Origin of the sequence: Pseudomonas sp. Irchel s3h9 (genome assembly GCF_900187475.1) — a bacterium.
Lineage (GTDB): Bacteria > Pseudomonadota > Gammaproteobacteria > Pseudomonadales > Pseudomonadaceae > Aquipseudomonas > Aquipseudomonas neuropathica.
Genome location: NZ_FYDH01000015.1, coordinates 62,820 through 86,370, shown reverse-complemented (window position 1 = coordinate 86,370; position 23,551 = coordinate 62,820). Strand labels below are relative to the sequence as shown.

Below are 23,551 nucleotides of genomic sequence, written 5' to 3'. Positions count from 1 at the left end.
CACAATCGCGAACAATTCGCGTTAGTTAATATTTCCCAATCGGTGATGTCCGGTGTCGTCAGTCCCAAGCCCTAACAGTGAGCTCGTCGGTGCGATGTATCGTGACCATCGCGGTTGGCTGCTGGCGTGGCTGCGGCGCAATGTGGCCTGCCCGCAGCGCGCCGAAGACCTGAGCCAGGACACCTTCGTCCGCCTGCTCGGTCGCGACGACATGCTGACACCCCGTGAGCCCCGCGCCTTTCTGGTGGCGATCGCCAAAGGTTTGCTGTTCGACTACTTCCGCCGTGCGGCGCTGGAACAGGCCTACCTCACCGAACTGATGCTGATCCCCGAAGGCGAACAACCGTCGGTGGAAGAACAGCAAATGATTCTCGAAGACCTCAAAGCCATCGACCGCTTGCTCGGCAAACTGTCGACCAAGGCCCGCGCCGCTTTCCTTTATAACCGCCTCGATGGCCTCAGCCATGCCGAGATCGCCGACAAGCTTGGCGTCTCGGTGCCGCGCGTTCGGCAATATCTGGCGCAAGGCATTCGGCAGTGCTACATCGCCCTGTACGGTGAGCCGACATGAGTCCGGCCAGTTCCAGACCGGTGCCGGCGCATGTGCTGGACGCGGCGATTGCCTGGCAACTGACCCTCGACTCAAGCAGCCCGCTGGAGCGTGAGGAATTCGCCAAATGGCATGCGGCCCATGAAGAACACGCCCGCGCGTGGCGGCAACTGGGCATGCTCGATCAGCGCTTCAGCGTGGCCAAAGGTCCGGCCCGCAGTGCCTTGCTGCAGTCACGCGAAGGCATTCGCCGCCGGGTGCGCAGACTGGGCGGTGGGCTGGCCAGCGTTGTGGTGCTGGTCGGTGTGGGGCTGTTCGCCAGCGAACGCTTTCTGCCGCTGGATTACTGGCTCGCCGATCAACGCACCGCGACCGGTGAGCAGCGCACCGTGCGTCTGGCGGACGGCACTGTGTTGAATCTGAACACCCACAGTGCGGTGGATGTGCGGTTCGATGAGAAGCGCCGGTTGATCGTGTTGCAGGAAGGCGAAATTCTTGTCGAAACCGGGCATGGCGATGCGCGCCCTTTTATCGTCGAAACCCGCGAAGGCAGCATGCGCGCGCTGGGTACGCGGTTCCTGGTCAAGCGTGAAGAAGAAGGCACGCGCCTGAGTGTGTTGCAGTCGGCGGTCGCGGCGCACCCGCAATCCAACCCTGCAGAGCAAATCCTCCATGAAGGCCAGCAAGTGCTGCTGCGCAGTGATGGATTGGGTTCGATCGTCGCGCTCAACCCCGGCGCCGATGCCTGGACGCGCGGCATGTTGGTGGTCGATAACGCGCGGTTGGGCGATCTGGTGCACGAGCTCGGGCGTTATCGTCGCGGGCATCTGGGCGTGGCACCGGACGTGGCTGACCTGCGGATTACCGGTAGCTTCCCGCTGCATGACACCGATAAAGCCCTGAGCGCCCTGCTGCCGACCCTGCCGGTGCAGATCGAGCGGCATACGCCATATTGGGTCACAGTCGCTAAGGCCGAGCCCTCCTCCCCTTGACCTGATCGTTCCCACGCTCTGCGTGGGAATGCAGCTCGGGACGCTCTGCGTCCCTGCCGAAGCGGACGCAGAGCGTCCATTGAGGCATTCCCACGCGGAGCGTGGCAACGATCAAGCCCGCAGAAATGTGGCTGTTTCCAGTTAATCGAAATTATTTTCATCCTGCCCTATCACTTTCTGCTTTTCATCCGGCACACAGGCAATTGAGAAATATTTCCATTCAGGAGCCGCCGTATGTCCCGTTCGCTAGACACCTTGTTGCGCCCCGGTCTGCTGGCCGTCGCCATCGCGCTCAGCGCGCCGCTGATCAGCAGTCCGTTGCTCGCCGCTGAACAAGCGTCCAGCGTGCGCGCCTACAACCTGCCGGCGGCGCCTCTGTCGACCACCCTGAACCAGATCGCCAGCCAAGGCAGCATTGCGCTGTCGCTGAGTCCGTCGCTGGCGGCAGGCAAAACCTCGGCACCGGTCAACGGCCAGTACGACGCGGCCGGTGCCTTGCGCGCGGCCCTGCGTGGCACCGGTCTGCAACTGGAACAAAGCAGCACCGGCACCTACACCCTTGTGGCGGTGCCTGAAGGGACGTTGGCCCTGCCGGAAACTTCCGTCATCGGTGTGGAAAACTTCGAAAGCGCCTGGGGACCGGTCGACGGCTACACCGCCACCCGCACCGCCGCTGGCAGCAAGACCGACACCGCGCTGGTCGAAGCACCGCGTTCGATCTCCGTCGCTACCCGCCAGCAAATGGACGACCGCAGCGTGCACAGCCTCGATGACGCCGTGCGCTACATGCCGGGTATCACCGCCAGCAGCTACGGCAGCGACACCCGTGCCGACTGGTTGCGTGTGCGCGGTTTCGAACCGACCCAGTTCCTCGACGGCCTGCCGCTGCCAAAAGGCGTGTACGCCAACCCGAAACAGGAAACCTGGAACCTCGACCGCCTCGCCCTGCTGCGTGGCCCGGCGTCGTCGGTGTACGGTCAGACCCCACCGGGCGGTTTGCTGGACATGGTCAGCCGTCGCCCAAGCGCCGAAGCCAGCAACGAAATCCAGCTGCAGTACGGCAGCGACAATCACCGTCAGATCAACTTCGCCAGCACCGGCAAGATCGATGACGCCGGCCAGTTCCTCTATGGTCTCAGCGGTGTGGTGCGCTACAGCGGCACGCAAGTCGATCACGTCGACAACAAGCGCTACAACATCGCGCCGAGCCTGACCTGGAACATCGACGACGACACCAAGCTCACCCTGCTGAGCCAGTTCACCCGCGACGATACCGGCATCACCAGTCAGTTCCTGCCGATTCAGGGCACCAAGATCAAGTCACCGTTCGGTGATATTTCCCACCACAAGAATCTGGGTGATCCGGACTGGGAATATTACGATCGCACCTACTACGCGCTGGGCTACGCCTTCGAACATCGTCTGAACGATGTCTGGCAGTTCAAGCAGAACCTGCGCTACACCAAGTCGGACCTGTCGTTCCAGTCGCTGACGCCGGGTTCCTACCCGTTCACCGAAGTGGATGATCAAGGCAACGTCGGGCGCACCAGCACCAGCGTCGACGAAGACATCAGCCAGTTCGCCGTGGACAACAACTTCCAGGCTGACTTCGCCACCGGCGACATCCGCCACACCCTACTGCTGGGCCTGGATCATCAGCGCAGCAACACCAACTACACCTCGATCTTCGGCGACGGTTTGACCACCAACGTGATCACCCCGATCTACGGCCAGCCAATCGTACGTCCAGCGCGCTCCACGGCGTTTTACGATTACGACCAGAAAACCTACCAGACCGGCCTGTACATTCAGGACCAGATGGCCCTCGACCAGTGGCGCCTGACCCTCGGCGGCCGTGAAGACTGGGTGCACACCAGCACAAAGTTCATCAACAAGGGCGATGCCACCAACACCCAGCGTGACAAGGCCTTCAGCGGCAACGCAGCGCTCAGTTATGTCTTCGACAACGGTTTCGTGCCGTACCTGTCGTACGCCGAATCCTTCCAGCCGACCACGGGTGCCGACGCTACCTCGACGGGTTCGCTCAAACCGACCGAAGGCAAGCAGTGGGAACTGGGCATCAAGTACCAGCCACCGGGCAGTAAAACCCTGCTGACCGCCGCCGTGTACGACCTCACCCAAAAGAACGTCTCGGTCAACACCTTCGTCAACAACGTCTCGATCACCAGTCAGACCGGCGAAGTGAAAGTCAAAGGCCTCGAGCTGGAAGCGGTTTCCGACGTCACCGACAACCTGAAAGTCATCGCTGCCTACACCCTGGCCAAATCCGAAGTGCAGAATGGCGTCGACAAGGGCAATCGCCTGCAACTGATGCCGAACCAGCAAGCGTCGCTGTGGACCGATTACACCTGGCACGCCGGCGTCCTCGACGGCTTCGGCATTGGCGGTGGCGTGCGTTACACCGGCAACACCTACGGCGACAAGGCCAATACCTGGCTGGGCAAAGCGGACGCCTACACCGTGTTCGACGCAAGTGTGCATTACGACCTCGGCCGTCTGGACAACAGCCTCAAAGGCGCGTCGCTGGCGGTCAACGCAACCAACCTGTTCGACAAGGAATACATTTCCACCTGCGACAGCTTCTACTGCTACTACGGCGACACACGCAGTGTCGTCGCCAGCGCCACTTACAAGTGGTAAGCGCTTGAGCTGAAACAGGCCCTGTGACCAGGCCGTCCTTCGTGGACGGCTTTGGTGTTTTTGAAGGTCATGAAATGAAAAGTAAAACAATTCGTCGCTGGTCGTTCATCCACACCTGGACCAGCCTGGTCTGCACCGTGTTTTTGCTGATGCTGGCACTGACCGGTTTGCCGCTGATCTTTCATCACGAGATCGAGCACCTGCTCGGCGACGCACCCGAAGTGCGCGAGCTGCCAGCCGATACGCCTCGATTGAATCTGGCGCAACTGGTCGAGGCCGCCGAAAAGCATCGCCCCGATGACGTCGTGCAGTACTTCGGCTTCGATGACGATGAGCCGAACGCCGTGCTGACGATCATGGCGAAAACCGCTGGCACCGAACCGAATTCCTCGCACACGTTCATGCTCGATGCGCGAACCGGGGAAGCGCTGGAAACGCCTTCGGCCAATGGCGGCTTGATGCTGTTCATCCTGCGACTGCATGTCGACATGTTCGCCGGGCTGCCGGGCAAATTACTGCTGGCGTTCATGGGGCTGCTGTTTGTCGTGGCCATCGTATCCGGGACGGTGCTGTACCTGCCGTTCATGCGCCGTTTGAAGTTCGGCACGGTGCGTCAGGACAAGTCGACACGGCTGCGCTGGCTCGACCTGCATAACCTGATCGGTGTTGTCACCCTGACCTGGGCGCTGGTTGTCGGCGTGACCGGTGTGATCAGCGCCTGCGCCGACCTGCTGATCGCTGCCTGGCGCAATGACGCACTGACTGCGCTGATCGAACCGTACCGCGGTGCGCCACCGCTGACCCACCTGGCGCCGGCCACGCGTTTGCTCGATATCGCTGCTGAAGTTGCGCCGGAGATGAAACCGGATTTCATTGCCTTCCCCGGCACACGCTTTTCCAGCGAACACCATTACTCGGTGTTCATGAAGGGCGGTACGCACCTGACCTCGCATCTGCTGACGCCGGTGCTGATCGATGCGACCACGCTGCAGGTCACCGCCGTGGCCGAACGGCCGTGGTACATGGACGCCATGGGCATGTCGCAGCCGCTGCACTTTGGTGACTATGGCGGCATGCCGATGAAAATCCTCTGGGCCACTCTGGATGTGCTGACGATCATTGTGCTCGGCAGTGGCGTGTATTTGTGGGTGGTTCGGCGCAGAGCGGCCAGGCCTGTGCTGGAAACGGCGGAGGCCTCTGCATGAAGCCGCGTCAGTCGAGTTTCTGGAAAGTCTTCAGCACGCCGATCGTGATTGCGTTGCTCAGTGCGGCGGGGTTGTTTGCGGCGTTGCTGGGGGATGGGATTTGGGATGCATTGAGCTGGGTCGGACTGGGTGTTCCGGCCTTTCTGGCGATCAGGGGATTGTTGCTGCGCAGGTAGTTTTTGTGCTGTCGGTGATGGCCTCATCGCTGGAAAGCCAGCTCCCACAAGGATCTCTGCTGGGCCTGAAATGTGTATTCACTGCAAAAACCTGTGGGAGCTGGCTTGCCAGCGATGGCGCCCGGATGGGCGCCATAAATTCCCTCGCCAGCCATCGCGGTTCTGACTAGGCTAACCACCTGCTCTTCGACGATCACCGAGGTTTGCCAATGTCCGCCCCCAGCATGACCCTGTACCACAACACGCTCTCCCCGTTTGTGCGCAAAGTGATGGTGTTGCTGCACGAAACCGGCCAGCAGGATCGCGTCGCGCTGCAAGACTGCGTGCTAAGCCCGGTCAGCCCGAGCGCCGAGCTCAATCTCGACAACCCGCTGGGCAAGATCCCTGCCCTGCGCCTGGCCGACGGCAACGTTATCCATGACAGCCGGGTGATCCTCGAATACCTCGACCAGCAGCACGTCGGCAACCCGCTGATCCCGCGCGAAGGCGCGGCTCGCTGGCGCCGCCTGACCCTGGCCTCGATGGCCGACGGGATCATGGATGCGTCGGTGATAGTGCGTTATGAAATGGTCCTGCGCGCGCCGGAAAAGCATTGGGATGAATGGCTCGAGGCTCAGCGCGACAAGATCCGCCGCGCCCTCGCAGTGTTGGAAAAAGATGCCATTGCCGAGCTGACCAGCCATTTCGATGTCGCGGCGATCAGCGTGGCGTGTGCGCTGGGTTATCTCGATCTGCGTTTCCCGGACCTGGGCTGGCGTGATGCCAACCCGCAACTGGCCAACTGGTTCTTTGAGGTGAGTCAGCGACCGTCCATGATCGCCACGATGCCCAAGCCTTAAATCGGCGGCGCCTGTTCCGGCCTCTTCGCTGGCAAGCCAGCTCCCGCAGGATTTGTGGTAGATCGGGGATTTGTGTCATCACCGAACTCATTGTGGGAGCTGGCTTGCCAGCGATGGCACCACCTCGGTTCCACAGGCAAAAAACCGATCATCCGCGTCACCAATCCCTCCCTCCAGCACTGATCCTCACGCAATCCCAGCGACCGGCTCATTGCATCGCCCCGACATCAAACTCCAACGGCTTCGCCGGTTTCTGACCGATCCCGTACCAATCCAGTTTGCGCGTCAGCACCATGAACACACCGAGCAAACCAAACAGCAACAACGAGCCCATCAACAACGCGTAATCCTCAGCGCTCAGCAAGCCATAAAGCAGGCCATACAACGCCGCCAGCCCCGCCGAAAAACTCAAGCCGTGACGCACACTGCGCAGCACATGGCAGACATAAAATCCGATCAACACCACACAGGCACTGGCCGACAGCAAATATGCCAGGGCAAAACCAATGTGCTCCGACAGCGACAGCAACAACAGATAAAAGAATGCCAGCGCCACACCAACCAGCGCGTATTGCACCGGGTGCACGGCCAGACTCTTGAGTACTTCGAAGAGGAAGAAACCGGCGAACGTCAGGACAATGAACAGCAGCGCATACTTGATCGCCCGGTCACTCTTCAGATATTGATCCACCGGATCGATAAAGCTCACACCGAAGCTACGACCGTTGAACGCCTCGCAATCATTGCTGCTCACGCAACGGCTCATGGCGTCTTGCAGGTTGGTGGAGAAAAACGTGGTCTGCCAATCGGCGCTGAAACCTTGATCATTGATTTCACGTTTGCCCGGCAGGAAGTTGCCGACAAAGCTTGGATGCGGCCAGTTGGCAGTGAGGCTGACGCTGCTGCTCTTGCCCACCGGCAGCACCTGCAATGAACCAGTGCCTTGCAGACGCAGGTCGAAGCCGAAGCTCAGTTCCGTGGTTTTACTGGTGTCGAGCAACGGCAGCGTGACCCGCACACCTTCACCGAGCCAACCGACTTGCGTACCCGGAACGAAATCGAGGCGCTGGCCATCGAGTTCCAGTTTCAGCGCATTTTCGATACCGCGAATATCGCTGATACCGACCGCGAGAAACGGTGCATCGAACTGGTAGTCGCTGAAGTCTTCCTTGATGCCCAATTGCGCCGGCAATGAGAAATGGCCGTTGATGCGGTTATCGGCGTGGAACAGCCGCGCCTCATAAATGCCCCGCGCACGCAGTTCGGTTTGCACCTGGCCGTCCAGTTCAAATCGTTCCGGCAGGAAGTACAAACGCCCGCGTTCTTCGCCCGGTTCGTCGTAACGCTGGTTGGTTTTATCGTTGGTTTTCCAGTTGTGAATCACTTTGCGATACGGCACCACCATCACCGGGCCGCTCAGTTGCTGGCTGTAGCTGGAGCTGCGGGCAATGTCTTCGAGCACGCCATCGCGCAGCTGTTGGCGCTCGTCGATGACGCCGTCGATCATCAGCAGCGGGATCAATAACAGCAGGATCAGCAGGGCGATGGCGCCGAGCTTTATAGTCAGATTCTTGTTCATGGGACTCTCCCTGTTTGGATGGGGAGAGTCTGCTGAGTGGGTGTGGGGGTTTTGTGGGGGGAATGTGGAGATTGTGTGGAAAAATCAAAAGATCGCAGCCTTCGGCAGCGCCTACAGGTGTACGCACCCTATGTAGGAGCTGCCGAAGGCTGCGATCTTTTGACGGAATCAAGGCAAGCGCAATGTCACCTCAACACCACTTTCGACATTACGAATCTGCATCGTCCCACCATGTAACTTGACCACTTCTTCAACGAAGTTAAGCCCCAACCCCGTGCTTTTTCGTCCACTGTCCGGGCGCGGCAATGAGTAGAAGCGTTCAGTCAAACGCGGCAAAGCGTAGTCAGGAATCGGCGCCGTTTCATTGAACAATCGAAATTCGATCTGCTCGCCAACCCGCTCGGCACTGAAGCGCAGCAGCCCCTCAACCGGGGTGAAATCCAGCGCATTCTCCAGCAGATTACCCAACGCCTGACGCAGCAGAAACGGCTCGCCGATCAACAGAAGATCAGCCGCAATCGCCTGTTCGATGCGCAACTGCTTTCCTTCAATCCGCGCCGCCTGCCCCTGCAACAACTGATCAACCAGCGCCGCCAACGGCACGGCGACCCGCTCTTCAAGGCCCTGACGTTGTTCCACTTGTGCCAGATTCAACAACCGCTCGATCAACTGCTGCATCCGCGCACTTTCACTGTCGATGTTGCCGACAAAGCGCAATCGCTGAACCGGCGGCATGTCCCCTTGCAGCAACTCCGCCGCGCCACGAATCGCCGCCAGCGGACTTTTCAGTTCATGGGTCAGCGTGTGCACATAACGCTCGACGTAGGCCTTGCCTTCCAGTTGCGTGCGCATCTGTTCCACGGCGGTAGCCAATTGTTCCAGTTCACCGCCACGGTAATGCGGCACTTCCACCCGCCGGCCCTCACTCACCGCTTGGGCATAACCGGTCAGACGATGCAGCGCGCGGCTCAGCCACCACGACAGCAATGCGCCAAAGAGCAGACCGAGACCGATCAATCCGGCGCCGTAAAACAGCAGGCGCCGCTCGGTGCGATCGACGTAGGGCTGCAATGAGCTGTTCGGCTTGGCCACGGTGACCACACCGATGATCTGGCCGTTGTCGCGGATCGGCGCGCCGACGTGCATCACCGACGAGCTGGCGTCATCCGGATCACTGCGGCTCGAACGTGCGCCGTACTCACCGCGCAGGGTCAGGTAGACGTCGTTCCAGCGCGAGTAATCCTGACCGACCGCGACACCACTGGAATCGAGCACGACGATGCCTTTCGCGTCGGTGACGTAGATACGGTGGTTGACCTGATTTTTCGGCAAGCCCCAGATGGTCGCTTGCGGCTGACGCTCGCCATACGCGCGCAGCAATTCAGGCCAGCGATTCTCACTGAGGGTGCCGGCCTTGAAATCATCACGGAGGATTTCCGCCATCAGGTTGGCGGTATCGACCAGGGTTTCTTCGGTGGACTGGCGCACGCCGGGGCGGATTTCTTCCATCACCGTGTTGAGCACGAAATACCCGGTCAGGCCGACAAACAGCACATACACCAAAAAGATCCGCAGCCCCAGTGACATCAGCTGTGCCCCGGGCTGTAGCTGTAACCAAGGCCGCGATGGGTCTGGATCGGCTCGGCGTCGGCACGCACCAGACGCAGTTTGGCGCGCACGCTTTTGATGTGGCTGTCGATGCTGCGCTCGTAACCGGCGTCGGCCGCCACGCCCAGCGCATCGAGTAATTGCTCGCGGCTGAAGACCCGCTCGGGTTGTTCGAGCAGGCATTGCAGCAGGCGGAATTCGTGGCGGGTCAGGCTTAACGTCTGGCCGCGATAAATGATTTGAATCCGTTCCGGATCAATACGGAACAGCGCTGAACTGGTCTCAATCGCTGGACGCGGCGCCATGCGTTTCAGGATTGCCTTTACTCGCGCCGCGACTTCTCGCGGGCTGAACGGCTTGACCACGTAGTCGTCGGCGCCGATTTCCAGCCCGACCACACGATCAATCTCGGCATCGCGGGCGCTGAGGAACAGCACCGGCACCTCGCTGAAGCGCCGCAGTTGCTTGCAGGTCTCGAAACCGCTGATGTCCGGCAGGCCAATGTCGAGGATGATCAGATCGGCCGGCGTCTGCCGCTGATGTTCAAGCGCCGCCGCGCCTAGGCTCAGCCACGTGGTGGTGAAGCCCTCGCCCTGCAGAGCAAAAATCAGCGTGTCGGCAATCGCCGCTTCGTCTTCGACAATCAGGATATGAGGCATGGCGTCCGAGCCCGTGGGTTAGGTGCGCGAACGGTGCCCCAAGCCTGACGTTACGTCAATGAGACCACTTGGTTCAGCAGTCCGGTTTGTCGGCGGTGAAGCGCCGCGCCGGGTTCACTGCCGCGCCGAATTCACGCAAGGCCTTGGCACCGATCAGCAGCGGGTAGTTGAAGTTGCTGCGGTCGGTCAGGTTGACCTCGACGGTACGCTTGACGTTACCCAGACACAGTTCCAGATCGACCACCGGGCGCTTGGCGACTTCGGTGCTTTCGCCCTCGTCCTCTTCATCCGAACGGCTCTTGATCTTGCTGATCCGCGCGACCTTGTGTTCATAGACCTTGTTGCTGGCGTCTTTGGTGGCGAGGCGGAACCGCACCCATTCATCGCCATCGCGGGTGAAGGTCTCGATGTCCTTGGCCGACAGCGAGGCGGTCAGGGCGCCGGTGTCCATCTTGGCCTTGAGCACTTCACCGCCGATTTCCGGCAGCGCGATGTATTCATAGCGCCCGTACAGGGTCGGCTCGGCGGCCATGACCGGCAGGGCGACGAGGGCAAACAGTGCAAGGAGGGATTTCACGTAAGGGGCTTCCTTGAGAGGTTGGGCAACGGGATTTTAGACCGTTGCGCGCTTGATCGTTCCCACGCAGAGCATGGGAACGATCAGGTTAACGCGACTAAAGTGAAACATTCGTCACCGCCGATTTGGCCTGTCGCGCGAAGCTGCTTATCATGGCGTGCCCATCCGTTTGCAAAGAGTTGCTTATGCGCCGCCTGCTCACCGGCTGTTTCGTCACCCTGCTGCTGTTGCTCAACACCCTGATCCTGATCGGGCCGTTGCTGGTATTTGCTCTGCTCAAACTGATCGCACCAGGCCGCTGGCGCGATTACGCGTCGGGGGCGGTGATGTGGATCGCCGAGACCTGGGCCGAAATCGACAAGCTGATTTTCCGCCTGTGCATCCCCACCCAATGGGACATTCGCGGTGGCGAAGACTTGCGCAGTGACACTTCGTATCTGGTGGTCAGTAACCACCAGTCGTGGGTCGACATTCCGGCGCTGATCCAGACCCTCAACCGCCGCACGCCGTTCTTCAAATTCTTCCTCAAGAAAGAACTGATCTGGGTGCCGTTTCTCGGACTGGCATGGTGGGCTCTGGATTACCCGTTCATGAAACGCTACACCAAGGCGTTTCTGGCGAAGCATCCGGAGCTGGCCGGCAAGGATCTGGAAATCACCAAACAGGCCTGCGAGCTGTTCAAGCGTCAGCCAGTGACCGTGGTGAATTACCTGGAAGGCACGCGCTACACCGCCGCGAAAAGCGCGCAGCAGCAATCACCGTTCAAGTATTTGCTCAAGCCCAAGGCCGGTGGCGTAGCGTTTGTGCTGGCGGCGATGGGTGAACAGCTGGATGCGATTCTCGATGTCACGGTGGTTTATCCACAGGCGAACATCCCGGGTTTCTGGGATTTGATCAGCGGCAAAGTGCCGCGCGTGATCATCGACATCAAGACCCGCGAACTCGACCCGGCACTGTGGCAGGGCGATTACGAGAATGATCCGGCGTTCCGCCAGACGGTCCAGAACTGGGTCAACCAGCTCTGGAACGAGAAGGATCAGCGCATCGCCGAACTGCGCAGCGAACGCGGCTGAATCAGCTACCGGTGCCGGCACCCCAGATGCTGCCCAGGCTGCTCAGCAGCGAACCGCCGACGCCCTGCTGACCGAGGTATTGCAACAGCACAGGGGCAAACTGGCCGATCATGCCGCTGTCCATGCCCAATGCGCTGAAGGCATTGTTCAGGTCATTGGTGTCCTTGACGTTGCCCAGCGCATTCTCCAGCCCGGCGGACTTGCCGGACGAGCCGAGCAAAGCGCCCAACGCCGCCAGATTGCCGCTGCCACCCGACAGTTTGTCGATGCCTGGCACTTCTTTGGCCAACTGCGAATAATCGGTACTGCTCAATTGATTCTTGGCCAGACCGAGCATCGCACTGGTGCCGCCAACGGCTTGCTCCGGCGTGACATCCAGCGCACTGAGAGCACTGAGCAAACCGGCGGTTTCCGAGGTCGGCGCCGCAGCGGCCGCCTTGTCACCGCCCTGCATCCCCGAAACCGCACCAGCGACGTCGTTCAGACTGAAACCGGCAAACACCGGCCCGGCGGCCAGGGTCAGGAGCGATGCCAAGGCAATACCGCGTGAAATCTTCATTCAGACATCCTCTTGCGCTGTGAAAACCACCCGTTGCACGAGCAGTGAAACTGCCGGTTTGACCGGGTATCCGCCGGCATGTTCCGGCGCGGCGCATCCATTTTCGTCCGGCCTGCGTATATAAAACGTGAAATCCCGGACACCTTCGCGATGAATGGCACAACCGCTGTCGCTGAACTAGCCTGTGAACAGTCCGAGCCCAGCCCTCGTCGCTCGACCTTTGCCTGGAGAGTGGTCATTTCCATCGCCGACACCGATCAGTTGCGCCAGCTGTTGGCCCAGTGTGCACTGGGCGATCGTCGCGCCTTCGAAACGCTGTACCGCAGCGTCGGCCCGCGTCTGCATGGCGTCGCCCTGCGGTTTATGGGCCGCACCGATCTGGCGGAGGAAGTGCTGCAGGAAAGCTTCGTGCGCATCTGGAACAACGCCTCGCGCTACGAAGCGCACCTGTCGGCGCCGCTGACTTGGATGATCAACATCACCCGTAATCAGGCCATCGATCAGTTGCGTAAACATCGCGAAAGGCCACTGACCGATCTGGAACAGGACACACTGCCGGACGAAAGCCCCTCGGTTCACGAGCAACTGAACAGCGCCCGTGAGGCCAACGCGCTGAACCGATGCCTCGAAACCCTCGAAAGCATGCAGCGCCAGTCAATCACCGTGGCCTACTTTCAAGGATTGTCGTGCACGGAACTCGCCGAACATCTCGCCACGCCACTGGGGACAGTCAAATCTTGGATTCGCCGTGGCCTCGAACGTCTGCGCCGGTGCCTTGAATCATGAACTACCAGACCCCTGCCCTGCGCCGCGCCCTCGCCGCCGATTACGCGATTGGCCTGATGTCTGCACCTGCGCGGCGGCGCTTTGAACAGTTGCTGCTGGATGACGCGGCATTAAGGGCTGAACTGGCGCAATGGCAGGAAAGCCTCGTCTCTCTCACCGAAGCGCTGCCGGAACATCCGGTGCCCGACCGCGTGTGGCAAGGCATCACCGCGCGCATCGAACCGCAGGTGCTGCATGTGCCTGAGAAACGGCCATTCTGGAACTGGCTGCGACTCACCGCTGCGATCTGCTCCATTGCCGTGCTGGTGCTCCTCGGCTCGCTGTACAACCGCGACGACGCCCGCTACCGCGCCACGCTGCTGACCGCCGATGCGCAACCGGCGCTGAAGGTCGAAGCGCATGCGGATTATCTGCAAGTTGAGCCGCTGACGCTGGCGGCGGTTGATTCGGATCGTAGCCTGGAGCTGTGGGCGATTCCGGCGGATGGCAAACCGATTTCCCTCGGCGTTATTCCGGCGGGCGGCAAAGCCAAGGTTGAGTTGAACGAGGCGCAGAAGGTGTTGATCGGCAAACCGATTGCGCTGGCAGTGAGCCTGGAACCGAAAGGTGGTTCGCCGACCGGGCAGCCGACGGGGCCGGTGCTGTATCAAGGGACGTTGGCGGCCTTGTAAAGCCCCTCACCCTAGCCCTCTCCCAGAGGGAGAGGGGACTGACCGTGGTGTTCTCTCGAGTTTCATCGACCTGAATTACCGAGCCGATTATGGATTCACAGCGGTATTTTCAGGTCGGCGTAAATTGTGAGCATCCCTCGGTCGGCCCCCTCTCCCTCCGGGAGAGGGCTGGGGTGAGGGGTAGCTTTTGACCTTGGCTCTAAACAAAAAAACGGCGCCCCTGAAGTCGCCGTTTTGTATCGAACTTAAGCCTTACGCCGCACTAAACAACTTATGCGGATCAATCACAAACTTCTTCGGCACGCCGGCATCGAACTCGCCATACCCTTCCGGCGCCTGATCGAGGCTGATCACCTGCACGCCCACCACTTCGGCGATGTTGATGCGATCCCACATGATCGCCTGCATTAGCTGACGGTTGTATTTCATCACCGGCGTCTGGCCGGTGTGGAAGCTGTGCGACTTGGCCCAGCCCAGACCGAAGCGAATGCTCAGGCTGCCCATTTTCGCGGCGGCATCGACAGCGCCCGGATCTTCGGTGACGTACAGGCCGGGAATACCGATCTTGCCGGCCACGCGCACCACACCCATCAGTGAGTTGAGTACGGTGGCCGGAGCCTCGGCTTTCACGCCGTCGTGGCCGTGGCCGCGTGCTTCGAAGCCGACGCAGTCCACTGCGCAATCCACTTCCGGCTCGCCCAGCAGTGCGGCGATCTGTTCGTGCAGCGGCGTGTCCTTGGACAGGTCGACGATTTCAAAACCCTGCGCCTTGGCGTGGGCCAGGCGGATGGTGTTGACGTCGCCGACGATCACCACCGCCGCACCGAGCAGACGCGCGGAAGCGGCAGCGGCCAGACCGACCGGGCCGGCGCCGGCAATGTAAACGGTGCTGCCCGGGCCAACGCCGGCAGTGACGGCGCCGTGGTAACCGGTAGGGAGGATGTCGGAGAGGCAGGTCAGGTCGCGGATTTTCTCCATGGCCTTGTCGCGGTCCGGCAGTTTCAACAGGTTGAAGTCGGCGTATGGCACCAGCACGTACTCGGCTTGGCCACCGGTCCAGTCGCCCATGTCGACGTAACCGTAAGCACCGCCGGCACGGGCCGGGTTGACGGTCAGGCACACGCCGGTGTGTTGCTCTTTGCAGGAACGGCAGCGCCCGCAAGCCACGTTGAACGGTACGGAGACCAAGTCACCGATTTTCAGGTTTTCGACGTCGGAGCCTTTTTCGATCACCTCGCCGGTGATCTCGTGCCCCAGCACCAGACCGGTTTGCGCCGTGGTACGGCCGCGCACCATGTGCTGGTCGGAGCCGCAGATGTTGGTGGAAACCACTTTGAGAATGACCCCGTGCTCGATCTTGCGACCGCGCGGGTCCTGCATTTTCGGATAGTCGATTTTCTGTACTTCGACCTTGCCAGCGCCGAGATACACCACACCACGATTGCCAGACATGCTTTCACCTCGCTGTTGTTTTTATGGAACCGCGTTGCCCAGGCAGGCAGCGCGTTGAGTGCTCGGGTACAGATGCTGTTTATGTGTTGCCTGTCAGGGCCTCATCGCTGGCAAGCCAGCTCCCACAAGGTTCGGATTGGATTCAAATCCTGTGTACGACACAAATCCCTGTGGGAGCTGGCTTGCCAGCGATGGCGGCCTAAAGAACGACCGTACGATTGGCGTTGAGAAACACCCTCCGCTCAATGTGATACCCAACCGCCCGCGCCAGCGTCAGGCCTTCAATATCGCGCCCCTTGGCAATCAGATCCTCAGGGTAATGACTGTGATCCACCGCCTCGACACCCTGGGCAATGATCGGCCCTTCATCGAGGTCGTTATTGATGTAATGCGCCGTCGCGCCAACCAGTTTCACGCCCTTGTTGTAGGCCTGGTGATACGGCTTGGCGCCCTTGAAACCCGGCAGCAGCGAGTGGTGAATGTTGATCGCCTTGCCATCGAGCTTGCGGCACAGCTCCGGCGACAGCACCTGCATATAGCGGGCGAGGATCACCAGTTCGGCGCCGGACTCTTCGATCACCTGCCACACCTGACGCTCCTGCGACGGTTTGTCGTTGGGGTCGAGGGGGAAATGGTAGTAGGGAATCTGGTGCCAGTCGGCCAGCGGTTTGAGGTCCGGGTGATTGGAGACCACCGCCGCGACGTCCATCGACAACTGGCCGATGCGCTGGCGGTAGAGCAAGTCGTTGAGGCAGTGATCGGCCTTGGAGACCATGATCACCACTTTCGGCCGGTAGTTCGGCGCGGTCAGTTCGAAGATCATGCCGAAGGCCTGACCACGTTCGGCTAAACCGGCGCGGAAGGATTGTTCGTCGAAGCCGTCGGGCTGACGGAATTCCACGCGAATGAAGAAACGCCCGGAGAGGCGGTCATCGAACGAGTGGTGCTCGGTGACGTAGCAGCCCTGCTCGAACAGAAAACGCGTCACCGCGTCCACGGTGCCGAGGACGCTGGGGCAGTCGGCGGTCAGAATCCATGTGTCTGGGGCGCGGCTCATGGTGCGGTGACTCCTGTTCTTTGTGCGGGGTGTCAGGTTTTTCCCTCACCCTAGCCCTCTCCCAAAGGGAGAGGGGACTGACCGAGGTGTTCATTCGAGCTACGCCGACCTGAAATATCGCGTCGAACTCAAGCTCGAAAAACACACAAATCCGCTCCCTTTCCCCCTCTCCCCCCTGGGGGGAGAGGGCTGGGGTGAGGGGGTGGCTTTTGATCAGGCCTGAACGCTCAACCCGTACTCAGCCGAAGCATCCTGCAACCACAACCACCAGTAATCCGAGAAGCTGCGACGAATCAGCAATTCCCAAGTGTCTTCAGCGGTGTGGCGAATCATCAGCTGCGACTTGGCGAACACCGTGCCCACCGCTTTACCGACCGGGAAGTTATTCGGATGCACGTCATAGCTGGTCGATTTCATCAGCACTTGACGCACGTTCGGGCCGCTCAGTTCGAGCACCTGCTGGCCACCGCTGACGTTGACGATCGCGATGTGCAGATCGCCCAGGGCTTCACGCAGTTTCTGTTCGGCGGCGAATTCTTCACCGCTCGGCACGATCAGTAGCCACTCATCCGGGCCCATCCATTGCAGGCTGGTTTCGCCTTTGACGATCACGCTCAGAGCGCCGGGCAGTTCGATACCCAGGGCCTTGTGCACACCGGCGGCGAACGCGGCATCGTGGCCATCGCCACGAATGGTCAGGTGGCCGAGGAGTTTCTTTTCCCGCACGATCACGCCGGCGTTCTTGCGGCCCTTGCCGACCAGGCTGGCGAGGTCGGCATGGTGCAGCGACGACTCGGCCTTGGCGCCGGTGGTCGGGCGTTGTTGGTAAACATTGGCTGTGGTCATAAAGCACCTTCCTGAATTCTTGATCGTTCCCACGCTCTGCGTGGGAATGCCGCCATGGACGCTCTGCGTCCGCTCTTGGGACGCGGAGCGCCCCGGGATGCATTCCCACGCAGAGCGTGGGAACGATCAGTGTCAGATGTTCTGGCGATCACCCTTCGGATCAAAGAACACCGAAGAAACAATCTCCGCCTCGATCTCGCTGCCATCGGCCAGCGGTGCAAACACCCGCTCACCCATGCGCTTCAGACCGCCCTTGACCACACCCATGGCAAACGAATAACCGAGGGAGTTGTGCGCGTAGCTGGACGTCACGTGGCCGACCATGGTCATCGGGATCGCCTGCTTGGTGTTGAACACCAATTGCGCGCCTTCCGGCAGCCAGACATTCGGATCAATCGGCTTCAGGCCGACCAACTGTTTACGCTGATCCTTCACGCAGTCTTCACGGTTCATCCCACGCTGGCCGATCCACGAGAACGGTTTGGTGCGACCGACGCACCAGCCCATGTTCAAGTCATCCGGGGTCATCGAGCCGTCCGTGTCCTGACCGACAATGATGAAGCCCTTCTCGGCACGCAGGACGTGCATGGTTTCAGTGCCGTACGGGGTCAGGTTGTACTGCTTGCCGGCCTCGACGATTTTCTCCAGCACGCCCATCGCATAGTCGGCCTGCACGTTGACTTCGTACGACAGCTCACCGGTGAACGAGATGCGGAACACCCGCGCCGGCACGCCGCCGACCAGACCTTCTTTCCAGGTCATGAACGGGAACGCTTCGTTGCTCAGATCAATGTCGGTCACGGCGCTGAGCAGCTTGCGGCTGTTCGGCCCGGACAGGGTCATGGTCGCCCAGTGGTCAGTCACGGAGGTGAAGTAAACCTTCATGTCCGGCCATTCAGTCTGGTGGTACAGCTCCAGCCACTGCAGCACGCGCGCCGCGCCGCCGGTGGTGGTGGTCATGACGAAATGGTTGTCGGCCAGGCACGCCGTCACACCGTCGTCGAAGACCATGCCGTCTTCTTTGCACATCAAACCGTAGCGAGCCTTGCCCACGTCAAGTTTGGTCCAGGCGTTGGTGTACACGCGGTTGAGGAACTCGCGGGCATCCGGGCCTTGAATGTCGATCTTGCCGAGGGTCGAGGCGTCGAGCAGGCCGACGCTGTCGCGCACAGCTTTGCATTCACGCTTCACGGCGGCATGCAGGTCTTCACCGTTTTTCGGGAAGTACCATGGACGCTTCCACTGACCGACGTCTTCAAACTCGGCACCGTTCTTCACATGCCAGGCATGCAGCGCGGTGTAACGCACCGGCTCGAAGATGTGCCCACAGTGACGACCGGCCACGGCGCCGAAAGTCACCGGCGTGTAGTTCGGACGGAACATGGTGGTGCCCATCTGCGGGATGGTCACGTTCAGCGAGCGGGCCGCGATGGCCAGACCGTTGACGTTGCCGAGCTTGCCCTGATCGGTGCCGAAACCCAGCGCGGTGTAGCGTTTGACGTGTTCGACCGATTCGAAACCTTCGCGGGTCGCCAGTTCGATCGCAGCAGCGGTCACATCGTTTTGCAGATCGACGAATTGCTTCGGCGCCCGTGCGGTGTTCTTTTCATGCGGCACCTGGAACAGCGCCAGCGTCGGCTCTTCTAGACGGCTCAGGGCTTTTGGCAGCACGCCTTCGACGGTCTGGAAACCGGCTTCAGCGGCAGCGCGCACGCCACCTTCAAAACCGTCAGCGAGCGAATCGCCGAGACCGTACACGCCGTTGATGCCACCAACGCACACGCGCTTCTGCGGTGCTTCGCCCGGAACGAAACCGAGGATGTCTTCACGCCAGGTCGGCTTGCCACCGAGGTGCGAGGCCAAGTGAACGACCGGGCTGTAACCGCCGGAACTGGCGATCACATCGCAGTCGAGCCATTCGCCCGGGCTGGTCACGGCGTGCGCTTTGACATCGATCGCGGCAATACGAGCAGCGGTGACGCGCTTGCTGCCACGGGCTTCGATCACGGCGCTGCCGGTGAGAATGCGGATGCCTTTGGCGCGGGCTTCTTCCACCAGCGCACCACGCGGATTGCTGCGCGCATCGGCGATGGCCACCACTTGCAGACTGGCGTCGAGCCAATCCAGTGCCACGCGGTAGGCGTGATCGTTGTTGGTGCTGAGGACAAGCTTCTTGCCCGGTGCTACGCCGTAACGACGCACGTAAGTCGACACCGCACCGGCAAGCATGTTGCCCGGCACATCGTTGTTGCCGTAAACCAGCGGACGCTCGCAAGCACCGGTCGCCAGCACGACACGCTTGGCGCGAACACGGTGAATACGCTGACGCACCTGACCGATGGGCGCACGGTCGCCGAGGTGATCGGTAAGGCGTTCGTGAATGGTCAGGAAGTTGTGGTCGTGGTAACCGTTGACCGTGGCGCGCGGCAACAGCAGCACGTCCGGGGTGTTCTTCAGTTCCGTGATGACGCTGGCGACCCAGTCCATCGCCGGTTTGCCGTCGAGGCTTTCGCGGGAATCGAGCAGGCTGCCACCGAACTCTTCCTGCTCATCGGCCAGAATCACTCGGGCACCGCTGCGCGCAGCGGCCAGGGCAGCGGCCAGACCGGCCGGGCCAGCGCCGACGATCAGCACGTCGCAGTGCTGGTTCATGTAGTCGTAGGTGTCCGGATCATTCTCGGTCGGCGAACGGCCCAGACCGGCAGCCTTGCGAATGTACTTCTCGTAGGTCATCCAGAACGACTGCGGGTACATGAAGGTTTTGTAGTAGAAACCCGGCGGCATCAGCTTGCCGCCGACCTTGCCGAGAATACCCATCATGTCGTTGTTGACGCTCGGCCAGCCGTTGGTGCTGGTCGCAACCAGGCCTTGATACAACGCCTGTTGCGTGGCGCGCACGTTGGGAATCTGCGTGGCTTCGGTAGCACCGATCTGCAGCACCGCGTTCGGCTCTTCGGCACCAGCAGCGAAAATCCCGCGCGGACGCGAATACTTGAAGCTGCGGCCGATGATATCGACGCCGTTGGCGATCAGTGCGGCGGCCAGCGAGTCACCCTCGAAGCCTTTGTAGCTCTGACCGTTGAAGGTGAAGCTCAGCACTTTGTTGCGGTCGATCCGTCCACCATTGGACAGGCGATTGGTCTGGCTCATACCTTCTCTCCCAGCGCCGTCGTGGCTGTTTTCGCCGAATCAGCCTTGTCGGTGAATTGCGGCTTGGTGCCGATCTTGTAGGTTTCGAGAATCTCGTAAGTCACGGTGTCGCGGGTGACGTTGAAGTACTGGCGGCAACCGGCGACGTGATCCCACAGTTCGTGGTGCAGTCCGCGCGGGTTATCGCGGAAGAACATGTAGTCGCCCCACTCCTCGTCGGTGCAGGCGCCTGGATCCAGCGGGCGCGGAATGTGCGCCTGGCCGGATGCGTGGAATTCCTCTTCGGAGCGCAACTCGCCGCAGTGAGGACAGAAGATATGCAACATGGGGATTTCTCCTGTTAGTGGGCGACGGCAGCAGCGCCGTGTTCGTCGATGAGTGCGCCGTTGTGGAAACGGTCGATGGAAAACGGTGCGGCCAACGGGTGCATTTCACCCTTGGCCAGACTCGCGGCAAACACGTTGCCCGAGCCAGGTGTGGCCTTGAAGCCACCGGTGCCCCAACCGCAGTTGAAGAACATGTTCGGTACCGGGGTTTTCGAAATGATCGGGCAAGCGTCCGGGGTGGTGTCGACGATGCCGCCCCACTGGCGGTTCATGCGTACGCGGGACAACACCGGGAACATCTCGACGATGGCCTGAATGGTGTGTTCGATCACCGGGTACGAACCACGCTGGCCGTAGCCGTTGTAGCCGTCGATACCGGCGCCGATCACCAGGTCGCCCTTGTCGGACTGGCTGATGTAACCGTGCACGGCGTTGGACATGATCACGCTGTCGATAATCGGTTTGATCGGCTCGGACACTAGCGCTTGCAGCGGGTGGGATTCGATCGGCAGGCGGAAACCGGCGAGTTTGGCCATGTGCCCGGAGTTACCGGCCGTGACCACGCCGACGCGCTTGGCGCCGATGAAGCCCTTGTTGGTTTCGACACCGATGCACACGCCGTTTTCCTTGCGGAAGCCGATCACTTCGGTCTGCTGGATCAAGTCGACACCGAGGGCGTCAGCGGCACGGGCAAAGCCCCAGGCCACGGCATCGTGACGGGCAACGCCGCCGCGACGCTGAACAGTCGCGCCCAACACTGGGTAGCGAGTATTTTTCGAGCAGTCGAGGTACGGAATCTCGTCAGCGACTTGCTTGGCGTTGAGCAGTTCGCCATCGACGCCATTGAGGCGGTTGGCGCTGACCCGACGCTCGGAATCACGGATGTCCTGCAGGGTGTGGCACAGGTTGTAGACGCCACGCTGGGAGAACATCACGTTGTAGTTGAGATCCTGCGACAGGCCTTCCCACAATTTCATCGCGTGTTCGTACAGGTGCGCCGACTCGTCCCACAGGTAGTTGGACCGCACGATGGTGGTGTTGCGCGCGGTGTTACCGCCGCCCAGCCAGCCCTTCTCGACCACGGCGACGTTGGTGATGCCGTGTTCTTTGGCCAAGTAGTAAGCCGTCGCCAGACCGTGCCCGCCGCCGCCGACGATGACCACGTCGTAGACCTTCTTCGGCGTCGGCGTGCGCCACATGCGCTGCCAGTTTTCGTGGTGGCTGAGGGAGTGTTTGAAGAGGCCGAAGCCCGAATAGCGTTGCATAGTCAGTTACTCCAGAACACTCAGCGATAAACCGGGAAGTCTGCGCACAGGGCCGACACTTGCTGGGCAACATTGGCCTCAACATCGGCATCGCCGAGGTTGTCGAGGATGTCGCAGATCCAGCCGGCCAACACTTCGCACTGGGTCACCTTGAAGCCGCGAGTTGTGACGGCCGGGGTGCCGATGCGCAGGCCCGAGGTCACGAATGGCGACTGCGGATCGTTCGGCACGGCGTTCTTGTTGACGGTGATGTGCGCGCGGCCGAGGGCGGCGTCGGCGTCTTTGCCGGTCAGGCCCTGACGGATCAGGCTGACCAGGAACAAGTGGTTGTCGGTGCCGCCGGACACTACATCGTAGCCACGTTTGATAAACACGCTGGCCATCGCCTGAGCGTTGTCGATCACTTGTTGCTGATACGCCTTGAAGCCGGGCTCCAGCGCTTCCTTGAAGCACACGGCTTTACCGGCGATGACGTGCATCAGCGGGCCGCCCTGGGCGCCGGGGAACACGGCAGCGTTGAGCTTCTTCTCGATTTCTTCGTTGGACTTGGCCAGGATCAGCCCGCCACGTGGACCGCGCAAAGTTTTGTGCGTGGTGGTGGTGACCACGTCGGCGTACGGCAGCGGGTTCGGGTACAGACCGGCGGCGACCAGACCGGCAACGTGGGCCATGTCGACGAACAGCAGCGCGCCGACCTTGTCAGCGATTTGACGGAAGCGCGGGAAGTCCAGGGTCTTCGAGTAAGCGGAGAAACCGGCGACGATCATTTTCGGCTTGGATTCGACGGCGAGACGCTCGACTTCGTCGTAATCGATCAGCCCGGTGTCGGTGTTGATGCCGTACTGCACGGCGTTGTAGAGCTTGCCCGAAGACGACACTTTCGCGCCGTGGGTCAGGTGCCCGCCGTGGGCCAGGCTCATGCCGAGGATGGTGTCGCCTGGCTGGATCAGCGCCAGGTACACGGCGCTGTTGGCCGAAGAACCGGAGTGCGGCTGGACGTTGGCGTAATCGGCGCCGAACAGTTGCTTGGCGCGTTCGATGGCCAGTGCTTCAACTTTATCCACATGCTCGCAGCCACCGTAGTAGCGCTTGCCCGGGTAGCCTTCGGCGTATTTGTTGGTCAGGCCGCTGCCTTGCGCTTGCATCACGCGTTTGCTGGTGTAGTTCTCCGACGCGATCAGCTCGATGTGATCTTCCTGACGTTGCTCCTCGGCATTCATCGCCGCCAGCAGTGCATCGTCGTAACCCTGGATCTGGTCTTGCTTGCTGAACATCGCGTCTCTCCCAGCGGCATCTGTGCGCCATTCGTCTCGGTAAGGCACTGGCAATGAAGGCAGTGCCCTTTGATGCCGATGGTATGACCGGCGCAGACAGCTCAAATGCCTGCGCGCGCCACGCAAAGGTGCGTTTACGACATGGCCTGAAATGCCATTGCCAGACTCGATCTCGAAAACACTGGAGAACCTTGTGGGAGCTGGCTTGCCAGCGATGGCGGCGGCACATCCGGCATTGATGGTGGC

General features: G+C 60.9%; 21 protein-coding genes. 9 read left to right on the top strand and 12 right to left on the bottom strand.

Annotated features, from left to right (window positions below; all coding sequences use genetic code 11):
* Nucleotides 1-94: 94 nt before the first annotated feature.
* The 6 genes from CKW26_RS22995 to CKW26_RS22970 all read left to right on the top strand — a co-directional run bounded on the left by CKW26_RS22995 (nt 95) and on the right by CKW26_RS22970 (nt 6,423).
* Nucleotides 95-571 (top strand): RNA polymerase sigma factor, encoded by a 477-nt coding sequence (locus CKW26_RS22995; RefSeq protein WP_189661312.1) that lies wholly within the window; start codon nt 95-97, stop codon nt 569-571.
* Complete coding sequence (locus CKW26_RS22990) at nt 568-1,542, top strand: FecR domain-containing protein (RefSeq protein ID WP_095050284.1); 975 nt, start codon at nt 568-570, stop codon at nt 1,540-1,542. The genes CKW26_RS22995 and CKW26_RS22990 overlap by 4 nt, the downstream gene beginning before the upstream one ends.
* Nucleotides 1,543-1,776: 234 nt before the next feature.
* A complete protein-coding gene (locus tag CKW26_RS22985) occupies nt 1,777-4,203 on the top strand; it encodes a TonB-dependent siderophore receptor (RefSeq protein WP_095050283.1) in 2,427 nt (808 codons plus the stop codon).
* A gap of 74 nt (nt 4,204-4,277) precedes the next feature.
* Nucleotides 4,278-5,408 carry a PepSY domain-containing protein gene (locus CKW26_RS22980; RefSeq protein ID WP_095050334.1) on the top strand — a complete coding sequence of 377 codons (1,131 nt, stop codon included), beginning with the start codon at nt 4,278-4,280 and terminating at the stop codon, nt 5,406-5,408.
* On the top strand, nt 5,405-5,584 hold the full coding sequence (locus CKW26_RS22975) for a hypothetical protein (RefSeq protein ID WP_095050282.1): 180 nt from the start codon (nt 5,405-5,407) through the stop codon (nt 5,582-5,584). Before CKW26_RS22980 ends, CKW26_RS22975 begins: the two co-directional genes overlap by 4 nt.
* 209 nt (nt 5,585-5,793) lie before the next feature.
* Nucleotides 5,794-6,423: a glutathione S-transferase gene (locus CKW26_RS22970; RefSeq protein ID WP_095050281.1), complete on the top strand. Its 630-nt coding sequence runs from the start codon at nt 5,794-5,796 to the stop codon at nt 6,421-6,423.
* Between the two features lie 208 nt (nt 6,424-6,631).
* Here CKW26_RS22970 and creD read toward each other — a convergent pair whose 3' ends face one another.
* The 4 genes from creD to CKW26_RS22945 all read right to left on the bottom strand — a co-directional run bounded on the left by creD (nt 6,632) and on the right by CKW26_RS22945 (nt 10,846).
* Complete coding sequence (gene creD / locus CKW26_RS22960) at nt 6,632-8,002, bottom strand: cell envelope integrity protein CreD (protein ID WP_095050279.1); 1,371 nt, start codon at nt 8,000-8,002, stop codon at nt 6,632-6,634.
* 168 nt (nt 8,003-8,170) lie between these two features.
* Complete coding sequence (creC, locus tag CKW26_RS22955; protein WP_095050278.1) at nt 8,171-9,589, bottom strand: two-component system sensor histidine kinase CreC; 1,419 nt, start codon at nt 9,587-9,589, stop codon at nt 8,171-8,173.
* Nucleotides 9,589-10,269, bottom strand: a complete 681-nt coding sequence (gene creB, locus CKW26_RS22950) for a two-component system response regulator CreB (RefSeq protein ID WP_038363216.1) — start codon at nt 10,267-10,269, stop codon at nt 9,589-9,591. The genes creC and creB overlap by 1 nt, the downstream gene beginning before the upstream one ends.
* Before the next feature lie 73 nt (nt 10,270-10,342).
* On the bottom strand, nt 10,343-10,846 hold the full coding sequence (locus tag CKW26_RS22945; protein ID WP_095050277.1) for an ATP-dependent zinc protease: 504 nt from the start codon (nt 10,844-10,846) through the stop codon (nt 10,343-10,345).
* A gap of 185 nt (nt 10,847-11,031) precedes the next feature.
* Between CKW26_RS22945 and CKW26_RS22940 the strand changes: the two genes are divergently transcribed.
* On the top strand, nt 11,032-11,919 hold the full coding sequence (locus CKW26_RS22940; RefSeq protein ID WP_095050276.1) for an acyltransferase: 888 nt from the start codon (nt 11,032-11,034) through the stop codon (nt 11,917-11,919).
* A 1-nt stretch (nt 11,920) separates the two neighbouring features.
* Here the strand turns inward: CKW26_RS22940 and CKW26_RS22935 are convergent, their stop codons facing one another.
* Entirely contained in the window at nt 11,921-12,478 is a 558-nt protein-coding gene (locus tag CKW26_RS22935) for a DUF2780 domain-containing protein (RefSeq protein ID WP_095050275.1), read from the bottom strand.
* 150 nt (nt 12,479-12,628) lie between these two features.
* Here CKW26_RS22935 and CKW26_RS22930 point away from each other — a divergent pair, with 150 nt between their 5' ends.
* Both CKW26_RS22930 and CKW26_RS22925 read left to right on the top strand, forming a co-directional pair.
* A complete protein-coding gene (locus CKW26_RS22930; protein WP_095050274.1) occupies nt 12,629-13,264 on the top strand; it encodes an RNA polymerase sigma factor in 636 nt (211 codons plus the stop codon).
* A complete protein-coding gene (locus tag CKW26_RS22925; RefSeq protein WP_095050273.1) occupies nt 13,261-13,935 on the top strand; it encodes an anti-sigma factor domain-containing protein in 675 nt (224 codons plus the stop codon). The genes CKW26_RS22930 and CKW26_RS22925 overlap by 4 nt, the downstream gene beginning before the upstream one ends.
* 252 nt (nt 13,936-14,187) lie before the next feature.
* On the opposite strand, the gene fdhA is transcribed toward CKW26_RS22925, so the two are convergent.
* From fdhA to CKW26_RS22890, 7 genes are all read right to left on the bottom strand, one after another.
* A complete protein-coding gene (gene fdhA / locus CKW26_RS22920) occupies nt 14,188-15,387 on the bottom strand; it encodes a formaldehyde dehydrogenase, glutathione-independent (RefSeq protein ID WP_093429915.1) in 1,200 nt (399 codons plus the stop codon).
* Nucleotides 15,388-15,586: 199 nt separating this feature from the next.
* The gene (gene purU, locus CKW26_RS22915) at nt 15,587-16,444 is read right to left on the bottom strand and encodes a formyltetrahydrofolate deformylase (RefSeq protein ID WP_008086918.1); all 858 of its coding nucleotides are present in this window, start codon (nt 16,442-16,444) and stop codon (nt 15,587-15,589) included.
* A gap of 213 nt (nt 16,445-16,657) precedes the next feature.
* Nucleotides 16,658-17,290, bottom strand: a complete 633-nt coding sequence (locus tag CKW26_RS22910) for a sarcosine oxidase subunit gamma (protein ID WP_008086919.1) — start codon at nt 17,288-17,290, stop codon at nt 16,658-16,660.
* Between the two features lie 132 nt (nt 17,291-17,422).
* Nucleotides 17,423-20,440, bottom strand: coding sequence for a sarcosine oxidase subunit alpha (locus CKW26_RS22905; RefSeq protein ID WP_095050272.1), 3,018 nt, complete (start codon nt 20,438-20,440; stop codon nt 17,423-17,425).
* Nucleotides 20,437-20,766 carry a sarcosine oxidase subunit delta gene (locus CKW26_RS22900; protein ID WP_007913119.1) on the bottom strand — a complete coding sequence of 110 codons (330 nt, stop codon included), beginning with the start codon at nt 20,764-20,766 and terminating at the stop codon, nt 20,437-20,439. The genes CKW26_RS22905 and CKW26_RS22900 overlap by 4 nt, the downstream gene beginning before the upstream one ends.
* A gap of 14 nt (nt 20,767-20,780) precedes the next feature.
* The gene (locus tag CKW26_RS22895) at nt 20,781-22,031 is read right to left on the bottom strand and encodes a sarcosine oxidase subunit beta (protein WP_034155011.1); all 1,251 of its coding nucleotides are present in this window, start codon (nt 22,029-22,031) and stop codon (nt 20,781-20,783) included.
* Nucleotides 22,032-22,051: 20 nt separating this feature from the next.
* The gene (locus tag CKW26_RS22890) at nt 22,052-23,305 is read right to left on the bottom strand and encodes a serine hydroxymethyltransferase (RefSeq protein WP_007913117.1); all 1,254 of its coding nucleotides are present in this window, start codon (nt 23,303-23,305) and stop codon (nt 22,052-22,054) included.
* Between the last annotated feature and the right edge of the window lie 246 nt (nt 23,306-23,551).